Raw genomic sequence first — 18,968 nt, 5'->3', positions numbered from 1 at the left:
TGGTTTTGTGGGAAGTCAATGGGTTAGTCGGCAGGGGTGGTTGAGCAGGCGGGTTGGTTGGGGTGAAGGCTGCTCCGAATGGATGGCGCCCCCCTACGCTTCCCCCTCCCGTCAACTCAACCTGCCTTCCCCGCGAAAGCGGGGAACCAGGGGCAGCCGAACACCACGCTCCGGCGCCCCTGGCCCCTGGACCCCCGCTTTCGCGGGGGAGGCAAGAAAAGGCGGAGCGGCACGCCCATCGGCGAATGAAGGGCAGAGCAGACAGCACCGAAAATGGCAAACCCCTGGTCTCCTCCCCCTGCATTGCCCCCTCCCGCCGCCGGTTCAAATTCCGCACCCTAACAGAAAATAGGAAATAATTCCAGATCACCCGGCGCAGCGCAGCAGCCCATCCAGGTCCAGATGGCGTTCGCAGGCGGCGGCCAGTTCGTCCAGGGCGGCGTCCACCGTGGCGTCATAGGCAAGGTCGGAGCCGGCGCCGAAGCCGGAGAGGAAATGGCGGCGAAAAGCATCATGGCCGAACAGGCCGTGGATATAGCAGCCGGCGATAAGGCCATCCGGGGCGATGGCCCCTTCCGCCACCGGGCCGGTGGGGCCATTGAGATACAGCATCGGCCGGTCCCGGCCGGGGCCGCTGGTGATGCCGACATGCATTTCGTAACCGGTCAAAGGTAAATCCGCATCAATGGCATGACCGGTCACGGCAACCAGGGTTTTGGTGCCGGTCAGCACTGTTTCCACATCCAGCCAGCCCAAACCGGCCACGCTGGCGGGCGGGCCTTCGATGCCGTCCGGGTCGCTGATGCGCGTGCCCAGCATCTGATAGCCGCCGCAGATGCCCAGCACCCGCCCACCCCGGCGGATATGGGCGTGCAGGTCAATATCCCAGCCCTGGGCGCGCAAGAAGGCCAGATCGGCAATGGTGGCCTTGCTGCCGGGCAGGATCACCAGATCGGCATCGCCCGGCAGGGGCTTGCCCGGCGGCACCATGGTGACGGCCACACCCGGTTCCAGGCGCAAAGGATCAAAATCATCAAAATTGGCGATGCGGGACAGCATGGGCACGGCAATGCGCAAGGCCCCCTGCCCGCCCCGCCAATTGTCCAAAGCCACCGCATCTTCCGCCGGCAGACGGGATGCTGCCGGCTGAAAGGGCAGCACGCCGAAGCTGGGCCAGCCGGTGCGGCGGGTGATTTCCACCAGCCCATCATCGAACAGGCGGATATCGCCGCGGAATTTGTTGATCAGATAGCCGCGGATCATGGCGCGGTCGTCGGCATCGACCACATTGTGGGTGCCGACGATGCTGGCGATCACCCCACCCCGGTCAATATCGCCCGCCAGGATGACGGGCACGCCGGCCGCCCGGGCAAAGCCCATATTGGCGATGTCACGGGCGCGCAGGTTGATTTCCGCCGGGCTGCCCGCCCCTTCCACCAGCACCAGATCGGCCCCCTGGCCGATGCGGGCGAAACTGTCCAGCACGGCGGTGAGCAGCTCGCCCTTGCGGGCCTGATAATCGGCCGCGCGGGAGGTGCCGATCATGCGGCCCTGGACAATGACCTGGGCGCCGATATCGCTTTGCGGTTTCAGTAGCACCGGATTCATATGGACAGACGGCACCACCCGGCAGGCGCGGGCCTGCAGCGCCTGGGCCCGGCCGATCTCCCCCCCATCGGGCGTGACGGCGGCGTTGTTGGACATGTTCTGCGGCTTGAAGGGCCGCACCACCAGCCCCCGGTTGCTGTAGGCGCGCGCGATGGCGGCCACCAGCAGGGATTTGCCGACATCAGAGCCGGTGCCTTGGATCATCAATGCGCGGGGGCGGGTCATGGGCGGGCCGGGGGTTGGGGGTGTTTTCTTAAGTCGGCAATAAACCAGAGGAGACTGGGTTCCCCCCTTGCCCCCACCTGCCTTCCCCGCAAAAGCGGGGAACCAGGGGCTGCCAAGAACCACACTCTGGTGCCCCTGGCCCCTGGACCCCCGCTTTCGCGGGGGAGGCATTAACGAGGTGCTAAAGGTTGATGCCTAGGGGGTTATCGCTGCGATGACTGAAAGGTTAAGGATGAGCGGCCTGCCCCCCTAAAACTCAATCCCCGCCTGGGCCTTGATGCCGGCATTGAACGGGTGTTTGACGTTCTGGAATTCGGTCACCAGATCGGCGGCATCGATCAGCGGCTGTTTGGCGTTGCGGCCGGTGACCAGCACATGCAGGTCGGGCCGGCGGGACACCAGGGTGGCCACCACCTCGTCAATGTCCAGATAATCATAGCGCAGGGCCAGGTTGATCTCGTCCAGCACCAGCAGGCGGTAACGGGGATCGGCCATGATCTCCCGCGCCTTGTCCCAGGCGCGGCTGGCGGCGGCAATGTCGCGGGCCTTGTCCTGGGTTTCCCAGGTGAAGCCTTCGCCCATGGTGTAATGCTCGATCAGATCATCAAACCGTTCCAGCGCCACCTGTTCACCCGTGGCCCAGGCCCCCTTGATGAACTGGATGAAGCCGACGCGGAAGCCATGGCCCGCCGCCCGCAGCATCAGGCCCAGGGCGGCGGTGGATTTGCCCTTGCCGGGGCCGGTATGCACCATCAGCAGCCCCTTTTCATGCTGCCGTTCGGCGACGCGCCGGTCCATCAGCGCCTTGCGCTTTTCCATCTTGCGGTGGTGGCGTTCGGCCTCGGCCTCGCTGATGTCTATCGTCATGGCGCTTCCCCCTTCAATACCAGCGGCAAGCCTGCCGCCATGAACAGAACCCGGTCGGCGATACGGGCAATATCCTGATGCAGACGGCCGGCATGGTCGCGGAATTCCCGCGCCAGTTTATTTTCCGGCACAATGCCCAGCCCCACCTCGTTCCCCACCAGCACGACGGGAGCGGGCAAGGTGGGCAGCAGGGCCAGCAGGCGGGCGCGCTCAGCGGGGATATCCCGCTCGGCCAGCATCAGGTTGGTCAACCACAGGGTCAGGCAATCCACCAGTACCGGGCCGGCGGCGGCGCTGCTGGCCAGGGCGCCGGCCAGATCCATCGGTTCTTCCAGCGTTTGCCAGCCGGGCACACGGTCGGCCTGATGCTGGCGGATGCGCTGACGCATTTCCGCATCAAAGGCCTGGGCGGTGGCGATATAGGTCCAGGGGCCGGGCAGCCCGGTCACCAGCCGTTCGGCCATGGCGCTTTTGCCGGAACGGGCGCCACCCAGCACCAGGGTCAGCCGGGCGGTCATGCCTGTTGCTCCCGCACCGGGCGCTGGCGCCAGGGCAGCACATAGGGCACGCCATCCCGCTCCCCGCGCAGCAATTCCACGCCGTAGACCCGCTCCATCACCCCATCGGCCAGCAGGGCGGCGGGCGGGCCGGATGCGGCCACAAGGCCTGCCTCGTCCAGCAGTACCAGATGGGTGCAATAGCGGGCGGCCAGGGCCAGATCATGCAGCACCACCACCACGCCGGTGCCGGCGGCGGCCAGACCGGCCAGCAGTTCCATCACATGCAACTGGTGATGCGGGTCCAGCCCGGCGGCCGGCTCATCCGCCAGCAGCAGGGCGGGTTCCCCCGCCAGGGCGCGGGCCAGCATCACCCGCGCCCGTTCCCCACCCGACAGGTGGGTGACGGTACGGGCGGCCAGATGCGACACCTCGCACTGGTCCATGGCGCGGGCAATGGCGGCGCGGTCAGCCGGGCTTTCCCCGCCCCAGGGGCTGGCATGGGGCAGCCGGCCCAGGGTCACCACCCGATCCACGCGCAGCGGCCAATGGCAGGCGGCCCCCTGTTCCAGATAGCCGATGCGCCGGGCCCGGTCGGCCCGGGGGACGGCGGCCAGGGGCGTGCCATCCAGGCTGACCTGGCCGCCGGATGGCTCCAGCAGCCCGGCCAGCACCGACAGCAGGGTGGATTTGCCGGCCCCGTTGGGGCCGATCAGGCCGACACATTGGCCGGCGGCAACGGCGAAATCCACCCCGGTCAGAACCGGGCGGGGCCCGCGTGACAGATGGATCTGGGTGGCTTCCAGCCGGCTCATCGCAAATCCGCCCTTGTCCGCAGCAGAAGATGGAAGAAGAAGGGGGCGCCGATCAGGCCGCTGACGACGCCCAGCTTCAATTCATCATTGGTGGGCAGCAGCCGTACCAGCAGATCAGCCGCCAGCAGCAGACAGGCCCCCGCCAGCGCACTGGGCCAGAGCAGGCGCGACGGCTGGTGCCCCGTCACCCGCCGCAGCAGGTGCGGCACCACCAGCCCGATAAAGCCAATGGCGCCGGTGACGGCGACCGAGGCCCCCACTGCCAGCACGGTGCCCAGCACCACCCGCCGGCGCAGGCCCGCCAGATTGACGCCCAGGCTGGCGGCCGTGCGTTCGCCCAGCCCCAACGCATCCAGCGCCCGCCCATCGCTTGCCAGCAGCCAGAGGCCGGCAAGAATGAAGGGGCCGGCCAGCAGCAGATGCTGGTTGGTGCGGTCGGTCAGGCTGCCCAGCAGCCAAAAGGCGATTTCCAATGCGGCATGGGGATTGGGGGCGAGGTTCAGGGCCAGGGCGGTCAGCGAGGCGGCCAGCGACTGCACCGCCATGCCGGCCAGGATCAGCAGCAGCACCGACGCATCGCGCCCGGCCAGCCCCTGGATCAGCAGAACCGCCAGCCCCGCCCCCGCCATGCCGGCCAGCGGCAGGGAAAGCGGCCACGTGGCCGACAGCCCGAAATAGATCACCAGCACCGCCCCCAGGGAGGCGGCGGAAGAAGCACCGATCAACCCCGGCTCCGCCAAGGGGTTGCGCAGATAGCCCTGCAGCGCCGCCCCGGCCATGCCCAGCCCCGCGCCCACCAGCGCCCCCAGCAGGGCGCGGGGCAGGCGGATTTCCTGGGCCACCAGCACCAGCGCGCCATCGCCCTGGCCCCACAGGGCGGCCAGCATCTGGCCTGCCGGCACGGGCACCGAACCGACCAGGAAGGAGGCTGCCAGCAAGGCCAGCAGCAAGAATGAAAGCCCCGCCAGCAGAGGCCGATCCTGTCGCATCATGATGCACCCCCCTGCCCGGCCGCCAGCGCCTGACGCGCCCGGCTGGCCAGGATATAGGCCCCGTCGATGGAAGCGGGGCTGGCGCAGAGCCAATAAAGGATGGGGAAATTGACGGTTCGCAGCCCCGCCGCTCCCGCCGCCAGGGCGGGGTGGGAGAGCACGGACTGGCCAATGCCGGGCCGGTCGGGGCGCACACTATCCAGCACCAGCAGGTTGGGCGGGTCCAGCACCAGGCTTTCCACCGCCACCCGGCCATTGGGGCGGCCGGTAAGGCGGCCGCCGCTATTGGCAAGGCCGGCCACCTGCATCATGTCGGCCACCAGACTGCGCGCGCCCGGCACCTCGCCACCCGGCCGGTAAAGGGCGGCACTGGCAAAGGGGGTGGCAGCGGGGGCCAGCCGGGCGCGCAGGCTGGCGGCCAGGGCACGCCCAGCCTCCGGCCTGCCCACGGCATTGGCTACCTGTTCCACCTGATCGGGGATTTCCGCCAGGCTGCGCGGGCTTTTCAGCCGCAATACCGGCACGCCCAGCCGCTCCAGCATCTCCACCGTGGCACCCCGGGCAAAGCTGCCGGCCAGCACCAGATCCGGATGCTGCAACAGCACCTGTTCGGCCGTGCCATCATGCAGGAACAGGCCGGCCGCCTGGGCGGCATAGGGGGAAAGATGGGGATCGCCGGCCAGATGGGTCAGGCCGGCGATCTGGTCACGCGCCGCCACCGCCAGCAGGAACTGATCGGTGCAAAGCGAGAGGGAGATGATACGCGCCGGTGCCGCCGCCCCTACCGGAACGGCAGCACAAGCAGCGGCCAGCAGGGCGGCCGCCATCCAGGACAGGGCCGCCCGCCGCATCAGAAGCGCACCTGCACACCACCATAGGCCGAGCGGCCGGGGGCGCGATAGTTCAGCACCTCCTGATAATCCGCATCCAGCACATTATCGATGCGGCCGAACAGGCTGACCTGCTCCCAGGCCTGCCAGCGCACGGTGGCATCCAGCACGGTGGAACTGTCCAGCATGGCAGGGCGGGCCGATGCCGTGTCGCGCTGTTTGCCGGTATAGCGCAGGGCCGTGCCCAGCATCAGCGCATCGGTGACGTTCCAGTCAATGCTGGCATTGATGGTATCCTGCGGCCGGCGCGGCAGATCCCGACCGGTCACCCGGTCGGTGGCATCCAGATAGGTATAGTTGGCCGACAGCAGCAGGCTTTCCACCGGACGGGCCTGGAAGGTCAGTTCCACCCCTTGCGTCCGCGCCTTGGCGACATTCACATAGGCCGAGGAAAAGCCGATGAGATTGTCATACAGGTTGCGGAACAGGCTGGCCCCCAGCGTCACCTTGCCATCCAGCAAGGGCTGTTCGATGCCGGCATCCATGCCCTTGGCTTCCTCCGGCCGCAGCTTGGCATTGCCATAGCTGGGCTCGTAAAGCTGATAGAGCGTCGGTGCCTTGTGCGCGGTGCCATAAGACGCACGCAGGATGGTGCCGCTCTGCGGTACCTGATAGGCGCCGGTCAGCCGGTATGTTGCCTTGGAGCCAAAGGCATCGTGATCATCCACCCGGCCGCCGGCGGTGACGGTCAGGTTATCCAGCAGTTCGGCCTGATATTGCAGGAAGGCCGATTTGGTGGTCACCTTGTCATCAATGCCGGGTTCCAGACCGAAGGCGGTGGTATTGGTGGTCTTGGCGGTTTCGCTATCCACCGACAGGCCGAAGGTGGCGACATCGCGGCCCAGATGCAGGTTGCCCTGGTAATCCAGCGCCTCCCGCCGGCTGTCGAAGGTGGATTTCATGTACCAGCCCGTCGGCTCGTCGAAATCACGCTTGGTGCTGGCGATGGAGGCGGCAAAATTGTTGGTGAAGCGGCCATCCAGCAGGGAGAGGTCGGCCGCCGCGCGGCCCTGCCACATTTCCTTTTCCTGGGAGGCGGCGCCATCGGCGGCGAACGGATCGTAATCGCTGTCCAGCCAGGACCAGCCGCCGCTGAGATCGAAGCGCAGTACCTCATTGGCCTGCACCCCCAGCTTGCCGCTGACGGAACGGGCATCGCTGCCATCCTTCTCCGACCCGACAAAGGTGCGCGAGAAGCCATCGGTATGCAGGTTCGAGGCGTCCAGCGCATAGGAGGTGCCATTGCTGGCCCCGCTGATCCCCGCCTGCTGGCGGAAGGTGCCATAGGAACCGGCCTCCGCCAGGGCGGTGACGCGGGGGGCACCGCTGCCCGACCGGGTGGTGATATTGATGACGCCGCCCATGGCGTCATTGCCATAAAGCGCGCTCTGCGGGCCTTTCAGCACCTCGATCTTTTCGATGTCGCCGGTCAACAGGCTGTTGAAATCGAACTCATTATTGGCGCCGGCGGCGTCATTCACCTCCACCCCGTCCACCAGCACCTTCACCATGCCGGATTCCGACCCGCGCAGCCGCACGGTGGAGGTGGACCCAAAACCGCCATTGCGGGAGATGGAGACACCGGGCAGCCGCTTCAGCAGGTCCAGCGCCTGCACCTGCTGGCGGCGGTCAATCTCCGCCCGGTCAATGACATCGACGGATGCGCCAACGCGGGAGGCCTCTGTGGGCAGACGGTTGGCGCTGACGACCAGTTCCGCCACCTCTGTGGTGGGGGCGGACTGGGCCGCCGCCGGCAGGGTGGCAAGACCGGCCAGCAACAGCGGGCCGAAAAGGGAGAGAGAGGAACGCGACATTTCTGGTTTCACTCCGCTTCGCAAAACTGCCTGGGTCCGGCGGAACCCGTGCAGGCACGAAGCGGAAAACGGGGCTGCAATCCCCGGAAAACCGCCCCGGCCAGCCCGAAGGGCCGCCGAAGCGCCAACGCGAAACGGAAAACCGTCCCACCGGGGCACCCCGCCCAATGGCCGCGCGACGCATTGCCGATGGCAGGTCTCCTGGCTTGCGGGTCGTCGCTTCCGCCCGGCCTTCCCAGTTTCCCAGTGGCCATGATGGGCATCGCTCGCCGCTTACAGTTGCGGGGGCAGCCGCGGCTCCGGGCTGTGACCAGCCCTTACCCGCGTTCCCTTTTCACCCCCTGTTACGGGGGAACCATCGATAGGGCCGTCATACGCCGGTCATGATCGGCAATCAAGCGGCCGTACCGCCGCGCATGGCAAGGCGGCGGCCGGCGCATTCTATCCAAAAGATAAAACGCACACGTTGCATTGGGGCTGGTCTGCATATGCAAAGACCGTCACAATCACCTGACATATTGCAATGCGTAACAATCCAACACCCCGTTTCTCCCACTTTGTGCGCAGGAGACGAAATGGTGATGCTAACATTGCTCAAATCATCCCTGAAGGCGCGTCTGGTCATTTCAGGCATCGCTGTTTGCCTGTTGTTGGGTGCCAGCCTGATCGGTGTCACCGGATATCTGACGTACCAGGAAACCAAGCACCGGGTGGAAGAGACGGTACAGGAAAACAGCCAGCAATATGGGCAGATCGCGGCCGACATTATCAACCAGGCACTCCATAATGCCATTTTGATCAATGGCTTCGTGGAAGGTGGCCTGGATCAGGCCGGCGTGTCGCGGGAGATGTTGTCGTCCCAGGCCATCGGGCTGGTGAATGCCAATCCCGGCATTGTCGGTGTCACCATCGCCTTTGAACCCGACGGGCTGGATGGCAATGATGCCGGCCATCTGGGCACGCCGGGGGCCGATGCCAAGGGGCGCTTCGTTCCCTATTTCTTCCGCAAGAGCAGCGGGGGTGTCGGTATTGATGTGCTGGTGATGACGCTGGAGGCTGGGATCAAGGAATGGTACCTGGACCCGCTGGAGCAAAACCGCACCCTGCTGACCGCCCCCTATATTTATCCGGTGGAAGGCAAGGATGTGCTGATGGTGACAGCCAGCGTGCCGATCCGGCGCCAGGGCAAGGCGGTGGGCATCACCACCACCGATCTGGCGTTGACCGCCTTGCAGAAGCAGTTTGCCAGCTTTCAGCCGATGGGCGTGGGCGATGTTCGGCTGATCGCCCATAATAACCACTGGGTGGTGCACCCCGTCGCCGACAAGCTGAATGCCAAGGTGGAGGCTCCAGGCCTGGCCCCCCTGCTGACAGAGGCGGCCAGCAGCGGCCGACCGGCCACGGCCCGCCTGACCCTGGAAGGGGTGGACCGCATCGCCGTGGCCTTGCCCATCCGTTTTGCCGGGGCGACGGAACAATGGAGCGTACTGGTGACCGTGCCCGCCGCTGTGGTGTCACAGGCGGTGTGGGACAATGTGCTGCCGATGGCGCTGACCGGTCTGGTGCTGGCGGCCCTGGCAGCGGCCAGCTTCACCTGGCTGGGCCATGGCTTGGCCAGCCCGATCCTGCAACTGACCCAATCCATGGGCCGCATGGCCAAAGGCGATCTTGTGTCGGAGATTCCCTGCCGGGATCATGGCGACGAAATCGGCCAGATGGCCAAGGCTTTGCGTGGCTTCCGTGACGGGCTGTCGGAAACCGAGCGGTTGCGGGAGATTGCCACAGAGCGCGAAGAACAGATGGCTGAGCGCCAGCGCCTGGACCGGCTGGCCCTGGCCGACCAGTTCGAACGGGAGGTGGGGGCCCTGCTGCGGCAGGTGAATGAAGCGGCCGGCCAGTTGGTCGACCAATCAAACCTGATGTCCAGCGACTGTAGCGCCACCCAGCAGAGTGCCGCGCTGGGGGCGGCCGCCGTGATGGAGGCTGCTTCCAATGTGCAAACGGTGGCGGCGGCCGCAGAAGAACTGCGCGCCTCCATCGCTGAAATCGGCAATCAGGTGCAGATGTCGGCCGGCGTGGCCGCGCGTGCCGCTGACGAAGCGGGTGCTGCCACCGAGACGGTGGACGCCCTGAACCAGAGCGCCGACCGCATCGGTGCCGTGGTCGGGCTGATTTCGGAAATTGCCAGCCAGACCAACCTGTTGGCGCTCAACGCCACGATTGAGGCGGCACGCGCGGGAGAGGCGGGCAAGGGTTTTGCCGTGGTGGCGGCGGAAGTGAAAAATCTGGCCACCCAGACCGCCAAGGCGACAGAGGAAATCGCCGAACTGGTGGCCAATATCCGCAGCAGTTCCGGCGAAGCGGTGAAGGCCATCCAGGGCATTGCCACCACCATCCGGTCGATCAACGAAACCTCCACTGCCATTGCCGGTGCCGTGGAGGAACAGACGGCGGCAACGCAGGAGATTGCGCGCAATGTGACGGAGGCATCACGCGGCACCGATGATGCCTCGCGCGCCATCCAGGGCATTGCCGACAGGGTGGTGCAGGTGACGGAGGCCGCCGCCATGGCGCTGAGCAACGCCACCGATGTGCGCGGCCACGCCACCCAGGCGGATGGGGAAACCCACGGCTTCCTGCGCCGCATTCGGGAGGGGTGACGCCAAGCGGGACTGGACCGGGGGCGTGCTTGCCGTTAAGCAGGGGAGCCCCTTGTCCATCACCGGTTGGGTCCGATGCGCTTTCTTCACGCCGCCGATATCCATCTCGACAGTCCGCTGCTGGGCCTGGCCGGACGCGCCGGGGCGCGGGCGGATGAGCTGGTGGGGGCGACAAGGCGGGCGCTGGTGCGGCTGGTGGATGCCGCATTGGCCGAACCGGTGGCCTTTCTGATCATCGCCGGCGATCTGTATGATGGCGATTGGCGCGATTTCATGACCGGCCTGTTCTTTGCCGGCCAGATGGCCCGGCTGGAGCGGGCGAACATCCCCGTCATCATCCTGCGCGGCAACCATGATGCCGAAAGCCTGATGACCAAGCAGTTGAGCCTGCCCGGTAATGTACGCGTCTTTTCCGCCCGCAAGGCGGAAACCATCCGGCTGGATGATCTGCGCGTGGCCCTGCATGGCCGCAGCTTCCCCAGCCGACATGTGACGGAGAATATCGCGCTCTCCTATCCGCCGCCGGTGGCCGGGTATCTGAATATTGGCGTGCTGCATACGGCCCTGGAGGGAAGGCCGCCGCACGCACCCTATGCCCCCTGCTCCATCGCGGACCTGATGGGCAAGGGCTATGATTATTGGGCGCTGGGCCATGTGCATGAACGGGCCGTGCTGGCGCAAGACCCCTGGATCATCTTCCCCGGCAACCTGCAGGGCCGCCACGCCAATGAAACCGGGCCGAAGGGCGCCACGCTGGTCAGCGTGGAGGAAGGCCGCATCGCCAAGGTGGAGGCGCTGGCCCTGGATCAGGTGCGTTGGGCAAAACTGGTGGTGGATGCCAGCGATTGCGCCGATGAGGCCGCCCTGGGCGACCGGTTGGCGGCAGCATTAACAGCGGCCAGCACGGAGGCAGAGGGCCGAACCCTGGCCGTGCGGCTGTGCCTTGTCGGCCGCACTGGGCTGCATCGCTGGTTAAAATCGGATACGGAACGATTAGCGGCGGAGGTGGAGCTGGCGGCCAGCCGGGCCGGCGGGGATATCTGGATCGAACGGATCGTTATCGAAACGACTGACGCGGTGGCGGTCCCGGCGGCAGCGGGCGATGCCTTGGCCGAACTGGCCGCCGCCATTGCCGAACTGCGCGACGATCCCGCCGCGCGGGGGCTGCTGGCCGATGATCTGGCGGCCTTGCGCCACCGGTTGCCCCCCGGCGCGCTGGAGGCGGCCGGGCTGGCGGGAGAGGATGAAGCAGCGATGCTGGAAGCCGTGTTGGCAGATGCCGAATCCCTGCTGCTGAACCGGCTGGCGGGGGAAGCGTGATGCGGATCGACCGGCTGGACCTGGAGCGTTACGGGCATTTCACCGACCATCACCTGGATTTTTCCGGCACCGATGTGCGGCTGCATATTGTGCATGGCGCCAATGAGGCGGGGAAATCCACCGCCCTTGCGGCCATTTGCGACCTGCTGTTCGGCGTGCCGGAACGCACGCGGCTGGGTTTTCGCCATGGCAACAATGCCTTGCGCATCGGCGCGGTGCTGCGCCAGCCGGATGGCAGCCTGCTGGAGGTGAAGCGGCGCAAGGGGCGGCAGAACACGCTGCTGGCCGCCGATGGCAGCACGGCCCTGGCCGATGGCACGCTGGCCCCGTTGCTGGGCGGCATCGACCGGGCGCAGTTTGAACGGCTGTTCGGGCTGGACCATGCCCGGCTGCGGGCCGGGGGGGAGGCGATGCTGGCGGCCGGTGGCGATCTGGCCCGCACCCTGTTCCAGGCCGGCAGTGGCCTGACCGGCATTGCCGATATCATGGCCGGGCTGATGGCCGATGCCGACCGGCTGGGCAGCCCGCATAAGCGCCAGGGCAGCAAACCGCTCTATGAGGCGCTGGACGCGCAGCAGGCGGCATCGGCCCGGATGCGAAACGAGGCTACCAAGGCGGAGGCCTGGGAAGCGGCAGAGAAACGGCTGGCCGATGCGCGGGCGGCCCTGGCCGGGCTGCAGGCAGAACTGGAAAAGGCGCAGCGGGCGCAAAGCCGGCTGGAACGTATCCGCCGCGTGCGGCCGCTGTTGGCCCGGCTGGAAGCACTGGCCGCTGAACGCGCCGAACTGGGCGAAGGGCCGGACCTGCCGGCCGCCCTGGCGGAACTGTGGAACGGGGCGGCGGCCCGGCTGCTGCAGGCCGAACGCCATCGCCAGCAGGCGGCCCAGCAGGTGGAAACGGCCTTGGCGACGTTGGCCGACGCCGGGGAGGCCCCCCGGCTGCCGGAACTGGCGACGGAGATCGAGGCGCTGTTCCAGCGCGCCGGCAGTGTGGAAAAGGCCCGGGCCGACCTGCCCCGCCGCCAGCGGGAACTGGAAATGGCCGATGAGCGACTGGCCTTGCTGGCCGGGCGGCTGGGGCGGCATGATGCGCCCGACGCCCTGGAAGCGGCCCAGCCGGGGCGCGTGCTGGCGGCCCGCATCCGCGAGAAAGCCGCCGCCCATGGCCGGCTGGATGGGGCGCGGGACGCGGCCAGCAAACGCGAAATGCTGGCTGCGCGCAGCCTGGCCGATCTGGCCGATGGTGCCGGCGATGTGGAGACGGCCGGCGATCCGCTGGCCGCAGAGGCGGCATTGGCCGCCGCCCTGCGGTTGGGGGAGGTGGAAACGCGGCTGGACGAGGCGGCACGGGAGGCCGATGCCCGCACCGACGAGTTGGCCGATGCGCTATCGCGGCTGGGCCGGTTCAGCGGCGGCGCCGAGGCCCTGGCCCGGCTGCCCCTGCCCGATCTGGCGGTGATTGAGAGCTGGGCCGGGCGGCTGGGCGATCTGGCGCAGCAGCGGGCCAAGCTGCGGGAAGCCTGGGATCAGGCGGAGGCAGACGCGCGCAAACATGCCGCCACCCTGGCAGAACTGGCCGCCGATGGCGAGGTGCCAACCCTGGCCGCCATTGAGGAGGCGCGGCGGCTGCGCGATGGGGCCTGGCAGGCCATCCGCCGCCGGATGCTGGAAAAGCTGGACGTTCCGGATGTGGAATGGTCTGCCCTGGGGTTGGGGGAGGCCCCGGCCCCGCGCTTTGAGGCGACGATACGGACGGCCGACCAACTGGCCGACCGGCGCGACCGGGAGGCGCAGCGGGTCAGCCGCCATGCCCGCGCCAGCAGCGATCTGGCCGAGGCTGAAGCGCGGCTGCGGGCATTGGAACGGGACCGGAATGACCTGGATCAGCAGGGCCGGACGCTGGAAAATGACTGGCAATCCCTGTGGCGGGAAAGCGGGCTGACCCCGGCAGAACCGGCCCTGATGGCCGGCTGGCGGCGGCAGGTGGAAAATGTGCTGGCGCTGCATCGCCAGGGGCGGGAGGCGGCGCGCAAACAAGCGGGGCTGGCGGAAGAGGCGGCGCGCTGTGCTGGTCATCTGCGTGATGCCATGGCGCTGGCCGGCCTTCCGGCCGCGGCGGGGGAGACGGAGCTTTCCCGCCTGCGTGCCCGCGCCGATGCGGCGGTGAAGGCCTGCCGGGAGCAGACAGACAAGGCGGAAAAGCGCCGGCAGGAACAGGCGCGCGCCGAACGGGCGCTGCGCGATGCCCAGCGGGAAAAGGCCGAAGCGACGGAGGCACTGGAAGCCTGGGCGGCGGGCTGGGCCGGCGATATGGCCGCCCTGGGGCTGCCCGCCGGCACCAGCCCGGCCGAGGCGGAAGCGGCGCTGACCGCCTGGGAGGATATCGGCCAGGAATTGCGGGCGCGGCATGATCTGGTTCACCGTATCGACAGACTTTCCAGCGATATCAAACAGTTTCAGGATGATCTGACGATATTGGTTGAAAAAGCGGCGGCCCTGGACCCTGCCTTGCCGCTGGATGCCAAGGCCCCAGATGCCGCCAACCAACTGCTGATGGCACTGGATGAGGCGCGGCGGCGGGAGACGCGCTGCGGGTTGCTGGCAGAGGCGGCGGAAAAGGCCCGGCGCAGTGATGCCGAAGCGGCCGGGGAATTGGCCGAGGCACAGGCGGAACGGGATGATCTGAAACGGCTGCACGGGTTGGGGCCGGCGGATGATGTGCCGGCCCTGGTGGCACTGGCCAGCCGGCGGCGGGAGTTGCAGCGGGCCGAACAGGCGGCTCTGACCGAACTGGCCCAGGCCGGTGACGGGCAGAGCCGGGCAGCCCTGGCAGCGGAAGCGGGCGGGCTGGACCCGGATGGTGCCGCCGCCGAACTGGCCGCCGCCGGGCAGGAGATCAACCGGCTGCAGGCGGCCCTGCCCCAGGTTTCCGCCGACCTGCGCGATGCGGAACGGCTGCTGGAGGAACTACGCCAGCGCAGCGGCATCGGCGAAGCGGCGCAGGAAGCGGCGGCAGCCGAGGCCAAGGCAGCCCAGCACGCCGCCCGCTGGCTGCGGCTGCGCGCCGCCGGGCTGTTGCTGACGCAGGCGGTGGAACGGTATCGCAACCGGAATGAACATCCGCTGCTGCGCCGGGCCAGCGCCATCCTGGCGCTGATGGCCGCCAGCGGCGGCAACCCGGTGACGCATCTGAAAGTGGATTACGGCGATGGCGACCATCCGGTGCTGCTGGGCGTGCGCCGCGACGGCAGCGACGCCCAGGTGCAGGATATGAGCGAGGGCCTGCGCGATCAGCTATTCCTGGCGCTGCGTATCGCCGCCGTGGAAGCGCATGTGACCCAGGCCACCCCCCTGCCCTTCATCGCCGACGATCTGTTCATCACCTCGGACGAGCCGCGCACGGCGGCCGGGCTGGCGGCCCTGGCGGAACTGGGGGCCAGCACGCAGGTGGTGCTGTTCACCCACCACCGTTATGTGCTGGATGCAGCAGAGGGGCTGGAAGGGGTTAAGGTGCACCGGCTGGGGAATGACTGACGCAAAATCCCCCCGGCTGGCCGCCGCCCGGTCGCATCATCACCCCGCCATGTGTCGCAGGGCAGCCAGCAGCTTGTCTGTATCGGATTCCTGATTGAACAGGGCCGGCGTGACGCGGACACAGGCACCCCGCGCCACACCGGCACGATGCACAGTGAAGATGCCGTATTTTTCCAGCAATTGCCGGGAGATGGCGGCGTTCTCCGCCTCCCCCACCACCCCGCGCCGGCGGAAGCTGGTCAGCCCGCCGGTCAGGCGCGGGTCGGGCGGGGTCAAGATCTCATAGGCCGGATGGTCGCGCAGGGGCTCCGCCCAACGGTCGCGCAGATGGCGCAGCCGGGCAGCGATGCGATTGGTGCCGATGGACTGGTGAAAATCAATGGCGGCCGGCACGGCCAGCATCGCCGCCAGATCGCGGGTGCCGGTATGCACACGGGCGCGGATATTGTCGGGCGCCGGTTCCATCTCCGCCGGGCTGGGATCGATGTCGGGCACCCGGCCGCGCCGGATGTAAAGCGCCCCCACCCCCACCGGCGCGCCGATCCATTTATGCAGGTTATAGCCGACGAAATCGGCCCCCAGACTGTCGGCGGTGAATTCGACCAGCCCGATGGAATGGGCCGCATCGACAATCACATCCACCCCGCGCGCCCGCGCCATGGCGGTGATTTCCGCCACCGGCAGGATCAAACCAGTGCGATGCGTCAGATGGGTCAGCAGCAGCAGCCGGGTTTTCGGATGCGCCGTCAGTGCCGCCGCATAGGCATCGATCAGCCCCTGATAGGTTGCCGGTTCCGGCAGGTCGATGCGCACCACCTCCACCCCGCGCCGCTGGCGCAGCGATGCCATGCCGGCCTGCATGGCATCATAATCCAGATCGGCATAGATCACCGTATCGCCCGGCCGCAGCCGGTTATAGCCGCCGATCAGGGCCAGCAGCGCCTCTGTGGCGTTGCGGGTGAGGGTGATTTCATCCAGCCCGCAGCCGATCAGAGCTGCCACCCGCTCCACCACCCGCTTGGCATCGGGGCCGAAGCTGCGGCGGGCATAGAAGGAGGTCTCGGCATTCACCCGCGCCTGCTGGCGCTGGTAGTCGGCCAGTACCGGCCGCGCCATCATCACCCAATTGCCGTTTTCCAACTGAATGACCTGCTGTGTGACGTCATACTGTGACGCCACCGCCCGCCAGAAGGCACTGTCAGACGGTTCACCACCACCAGTTGGCAGACCGGTGGTGGTGGCCGCCGCCACAGGCAGCAAGCCGGCCCCCAGGGCCAGCCCGCCACCTTGCAACAGGTGTCGCCGCGTCCAGCCCGGCATCAGAACCGCACCTCCACCCGCGCGTAATATTGGCCGCCATCGGTGTCATAGGGCGCGTTGCGGGAATAGACCAGGCCACGGCTGGCCTGGAAGGTTGCCTCTTCCGGATAGCTGTCGAAGATGTTTTCGGCGCCGACGCGCAGGGTGACATTCTGCGTCACGTTCCAGCTGCCGGCCAGATCGACAAAGCTCTCTGAACCGAAGCTCTGGAACAGGTCGCCGGTGGCATTGCCGGAGCTGTCGGTCCATTTGCCGTAATAGCGCAGCTTGGCCAGCACGCTGAAATCCCCCCAGCGATATTCCGCCGACAGGCTGGCATTATGTTCCGGCAAGCCTTCCTCAAACAGGCGCCTTTGCGTGTCGCTGGCATTCAGCCCGCCGCCGGTCACCCGGGTCTGGTTGTAATTATAGGCGGCGGACAGGTGCAGCGTGCCATCGGATACCGGCAGCGCATAAGATGCGACGATATCCAGCCCCCGCGTGCGGGTGTCGAAATCATTGGTGAAGAAGCTGACGGAGGTGAAGGTATTGGCCCCCGGCACGCCCAGGGCGATCAACCGGTTGCGGATGGCCGGCGTGACGGTGAAGCTGGCCGACTGGCTGAACCGGTCCGTCAGCTTGATCTGATAGGCATCGACCGTGGCGGTGAAGCCATCCCCGTTCTGATAGGCAAAGCCGGCCGACAGGTTGGTGGATTCCTCCGGCTTCAGCGGCTGGGCGCCGAAATATTGCGCCACCGGGTTGGACGGCGACAGCCGGCCCGAGGTGAAGGTGTTCAGCGTCACCGTGTCCAGCCCCTGGGAGGTGCGGGTGCTGTAAACCTGCGCCGGCGTCGGGGCGCGGAAGCCGGTGGAGGCGGAACCGCGCAAGGCCAGCCCTTCCGTCAGCTCGATCCGGGTGGAAATCTTGCCGTCGGTCGTATGGCCGAATTCCGAGAAATCCTCATACCGGCCGGCCAGACCGACGGTCCAGATAGCGGTGATCGGCGCTTCGACATCGATATAGGCGGCATAGCTGGTCTGGTCGAAACGGCCAGCCTGATCGGGGCTGTAGCCGGGGAAACCGTTGGAGCCGGTGGCCAACCCCTCCGCCGCCCCCGGTCCAACCGCGTAGGAGGCGTAGTCGCCGGCAACAACCTTGTAGATTTCCTGCCGCCGCTCCCCGCCAAAGGCGATATTCACCGGGCCGGCCAGCAGGCCATTTTCCCAGGGATAGCTGAAATCCAGATTGAGGTTCTTTTCTTCCTGGATCAGGGAGCCGGCATCGAAATTGGTGGGGCTGTTGGGGCCAAGGGAGGCGTTCAGGCTCTCCTTCATCTTGTAATCGATGCGGTTGCGGCCATAGGAGGCGGAAAGATCGGCGCGCAGATCGCCCAGCAGATTGCCGCGCACACCGCCAACCAGGCTGTAATCCTGATCTTCCTGGCCGAAGCGGGGGGTGAAGCCGGCCGGATAGAGCCGGTTGGCATTCCAGCCGGGAAACGCCTTGGTCGCCTTATAGACATTGCTGGTATTGGCGGGATTGCGCCAGTTGAAATCCGTCCAGCCATCGCCTTCGCCATAGGTGCCGAACAGATAGGCTTCGGCCTTTTCCCCCAGCGGCAGGGCGCTGTCCAGCGCCAGCCGGATGGTTTCCAGATCGGGCTGGCCCCAGCGCTGCACCGGGTTGGGCACCTGCAGGCCGGATGATTGCTGGAAGGCGATGGCATCGGCACGCTGGCGGCTGCGCGAGGTGGCATCGGCCTTGGACCATTCCACCGTGCCGGTGACATGGCCGCCCTGGCCGATCCCCCAGCCGCCCTGCGCGCCGGCCTGATATTCGGTGCCGTCGCCCTCGTAATATTGCGACACCTGGCTGAAGGCCTGGAAGCCCGGCTGATCATCCAGAATGACATTGATCACGCCGGCAATGGCGTCCGACCCGTACTGTGCCGCCGCGCCGTCGCGCAGCACCTCAATCCGCTTGATGGCAAAGTTGGGGATCTGCGCCAGATCGACGGCCTGCGCCCCGCGCGAGCCCAGCAGGGCCGAGCGATGGCGACGCTTGCCATTGACCAGCACCAAGGTCTGGTCCGGCGACAGGCCGCGCAGCCGCGCCGGGCGGACAAAGGCCTGCCCGTCAGCCGCCGGCAGGCGCTGCACATTGAAGCTGGGGATGGCCTGGGCCAAGGCATCCACCAGCTCGCTGGAAACCGTGCTGTCGATGGTGCTGCCGCCCACCACATCGATGGGTGACAGGCTGTTGAACACGGTGCGCTGGTTGCCGCGCGTCCCGGTGACGATGATCTCCTCCAGTTCCACCGGCTCATTGGCGGCCATTTGCGTGGCCTCCTGGGCAAAGGCGGGGGACAGGCTGGAGGCCAGCATCACCGCCGTGATGGCGGTACCGGTACGCATCTTCATCATCAAACTCGCTTCGTTCCAGGGG

At 67.2% G+C, this 18,968-nt stretch carries 12 protein-coding genes and 1 riboswitch; of the genes, 3 read left to right on the top strand and 9 right to left on the bottom strand.

Features of this window, described 5'->3' with window-relative positions; translation table 11 throughout:
* Window positions 1-366: 366 nt before the first annotated feature.
* From GE253_RS06065 to GE253_RS06035, 7 genes are all read right to left on the bottom strand, one after another.
* A complete protein-coding gene (locus GE253_RS06065) occupies window positions 367-1,833 on the bottom strand; it encodes a cobyric acid synthase (protein ID WP_153203228.1) in 1,467 nt (488 codons plus the stop codon).
* Window positions 1,834-2,082: 249 nt separating this feature from the next.
* Window positions 2,083-2,700 (bottom strand): cob(I)yrinic acid a,c-diamide adenosyltransferase, encoded by a 618-nt coding sequence (gene cobO / locus GE253_RS06060; protein ID WP_153203227.1) that lies wholly within the window; start codon window positions 2,698-2,700, stop codon window positions 2,083-2,085.
* Window positions 2,697-3,218: a bifunctional adenosylcobinamide kinase/adenosylcobinamide-phosphate guanylyltransferase gene (cobU, locus tag GE253_RS06055; protein ID WP_153203226.1), complete on the bottom strand. Its 522-nt coding sequence runs from the start codon at window positions 3,216-3,218 to the stop codon at window positions 2,697-2,699. Before cobU ends, cobO begins: the two co-directional genes overlap by 4 nt.
* Window positions 3,215-4,012 carry an ABC transporter ATP-binding protein gene (locus tag GE253_RS06050; protein WP_153203225.1) on the bottom strand — a complete coding sequence of 266 codons (798 nt, stop codon included), beginning with the start codon at window positions 4,010-4,012 and terminating at the stop codon, window positions 3,215-3,217. The genes cobU and GE253_RS06050 overlap by 4 nt, the downstream gene beginning before the upstream one ends.
* The gene (locus tag GE253_RS06045) at window positions 4,009-5,001 is read right to left on the bottom strand and encodes an iron ABC transporter permease (RefSeq protein ID WP_211101380.1); all 993 of its coding nucleotides are present in this window, start codon (window positions 4,999-5,001) and stop codon (window positions 4,009-4,011) included. Before GE253_RS06045 ends, GE253_RS06050 begins: the two co-directional genes overlap by 4 nt.
* Window positions 5,001-5,855: an ABC transporter substrate-binding protein gene (locus tag GE253_RS06040; RefSeq protein ID WP_153203223.1), complete on the bottom strand. Its 855-nt coding sequence runs from the start codon at window positions 5,853-5,855 to the stop codon at window positions 5,001-5,003. Before GE253_RS06040 ends, GE253_RS06045 begins: the two co-directional genes overlap by 1 nt.
* A complete protein-coding gene (locus GE253_RS06035) occupies window positions 5,855-7,708 on the bottom strand; it encodes a TonB-dependent receptor (protein ID WP_153203222.1) in 1,854 nt (617 codons plus the stop codon). Before GE253_RS06035 ends, GE253_RS06040 begins: the two co-directional genes overlap by 1 nt.
* A gap of 173 nt (window positions 7,709-7,881) precedes the next feature.
* Window positions 7,882-8,083: riboswitch (cobalamin riboswitch) on the bottom strand.
* 206 nt (window positions 8,084-8,289) lie between these two features.
* Here GE253_RS06035 and GE253_RS06030 point away from each other — a divergent pair.
* From GE253_RS06030 to GE253_RS06020, 3 genes are all read left to right on the top strand, one after another.
* The gene (locus GE253_RS06030) at window positions 8,290-10,368 is read left to right on the top strand and encodes a methyl-accepting chemotaxis protein (RefSeq protein WP_173012523.1); all 2,079 of its coding nucleotides are present in this window, start codon (window positions 8,290-8,292) and stop codon (window positions 10,366-10,368) included.
* 75 nt (window positions 10,369-10,443) lie between these two features.
* Window positions 10,444-11,688, top strand: coding sequence for a DNA repair exonuclease (locus GE253_RS06025; RefSeq protein ID WP_153203220.1), 1,245 nt, complete (start codon window positions 10,444-10,446; stop codon window positions 11,686-11,688).
* The gene (locus GE253_RS06020) at window positions 11,688-15,221 is read left to right on the top strand and encodes a YhaN family protein (RefSeq protein WP_153203219.1); all 3,534 of its coding nucleotides are present in this window, start codon (window positions 11,688-11,690) and stop codon (window positions 15,219-15,221) included. The genes GE253_RS06025 and GE253_RS06020 overlap by 1 nt, the downstream gene beginning before the upstream one ends.
* 39 nt (window positions 15,222-15,260) lie before the next feature.
* Here the strand turns inward: GE253_RS06020 and GE253_RS06015 are convergent, their stop codons facing one another.
* Together GE253_RS06015 and GE253_RS06010 are read right to left on the bottom strand one after the other, a co-directional pair.
* The gene (locus GE253_RS06015; RefSeq protein ID WP_153203218.1) at window positions 15,261-16,541 is read right to left on the bottom strand and encodes an aminotransferase class V-fold PLP-dependent enzyme; all 1,281 of its coding nucleotides are present in this window, start codon (window positions 16,539-16,541) and stop codon (window positions 15,261-15,263) included.
* The gene (locus GE253_RS06010) at window positions 16,541-18,946 is read right to left on the bottom strand and encodes a TonB-dependent receptor (protein WP_247878495.1); all 2,406 of its coding nucleotides are present in this window, start codon (window positions 18,944-18,946) and stop codon (window positions 16,541-16,543) included. The genes GE253_RS06015 and GE253_RS06010 overlap by 1 nt, the downstream gene beginning before the upstream one ends.
* Window positions 18,947-18,968: the final 22 nt, after the last annotated feature.

The organism is Niveispirillum sp. SYP-B3756 (assembly GCF_009495745.1).
Lineage (GTDB): Bacteria > Pseudomonadota > Alphaproteobacteria > Azospirillales > Azospirillaceae > Niveispirillum.
The sequence above is the reverse complement of the archived record's forward strand: the minus strand, read 5'-3'. Positions and strand labels throughout refer to the sequence as shown.

Bases quoted from the DNA above. Each gene is read 5' to 3' on its own strand.
- GE253_RS06065 (WP_153203228.1), bottom strand. From the start codon at position 1,833: ATGACCCGCCCCCGCGCATTGATGATCCAAGGCACCGGCTCTGATGTC.
- cobO (WP_153203227.1), bottom strand. From the start codon at position 2,700: ATGACGATAGACATCAGCGAGGCCGAGGCCGAACGCCACCACCGCAAG.
- cobU (WP_153203226.1), bottom strand. From the start codon at position 3,218: ATGACCGCCCGGCTGACCCTGGTGCTGGGTGGCGCCCGTTCCGGCAAA.
- GE253_RS06050 (WP_153203225.1), bottom strand. From the start codon at position 4,012: ATGAGCCGGCTGGAAGCCACCCAGATCCATCTGTCACGCGGGCCCCGC.
- GE253_RS06045 (WP_211101380.1), bottom strand. From the start codon at position 5,001: ATGCGACAGGATCGGCCTCTGCTGGCGGGGCTTTCATTCTTGCTGCTG.
- GE253_RS06040 (WP_153203223.1), bottom strand. From the start codon at position 5,855: ATGCGGCGGGCGGCCCTGTCCTGGATGGCGGCCGCCCTGCTGGCCGCT.
- GE253_RS06035 (WP_153203222.1), bottom strand. From the start codon at position 7,708: ATGTCGCGTTCCTCTCTCTCCCTTTTCGGCCCGCTGTTGCTGGCCGGT.
- GE253_RS06030 (WP_173012523.1), top strand. From the start codon at position 8,290: ATGCTAACATTGCTCAAATCATCCCTGAAGGCGCGTCTGGTCATTTCA.
- GE253_RS06025 (WP_153203220.1), top strand. From the start codon at position 10,444: ATGCGCTTTCTTCACGCCGCCGATATCCATCTCGACAGTCCGCTGCTG.
- GE253_RS06020 (WP_153203219.1), top strand. From the start codon at position 11,688: ATGCGGATCGACCGGCTGGACCTGGAGCGTTACGGGCATTTCACCGAC.
- GE253_RS06015 (WP_153203218.1), bottom strand. From the start codon at position 16,541: ATGCCGGGCTGGACGCGGCGACACCTGTTGCAAGGTGGCGGGCTGGCC.
- GE253_RS06010 (WP_247878495.1), bottom strand. From the start codon at position 18,946: ATGATGAAGATGCGTACCGGTACCGCCATCACGGCGGTGATGCTGGCC.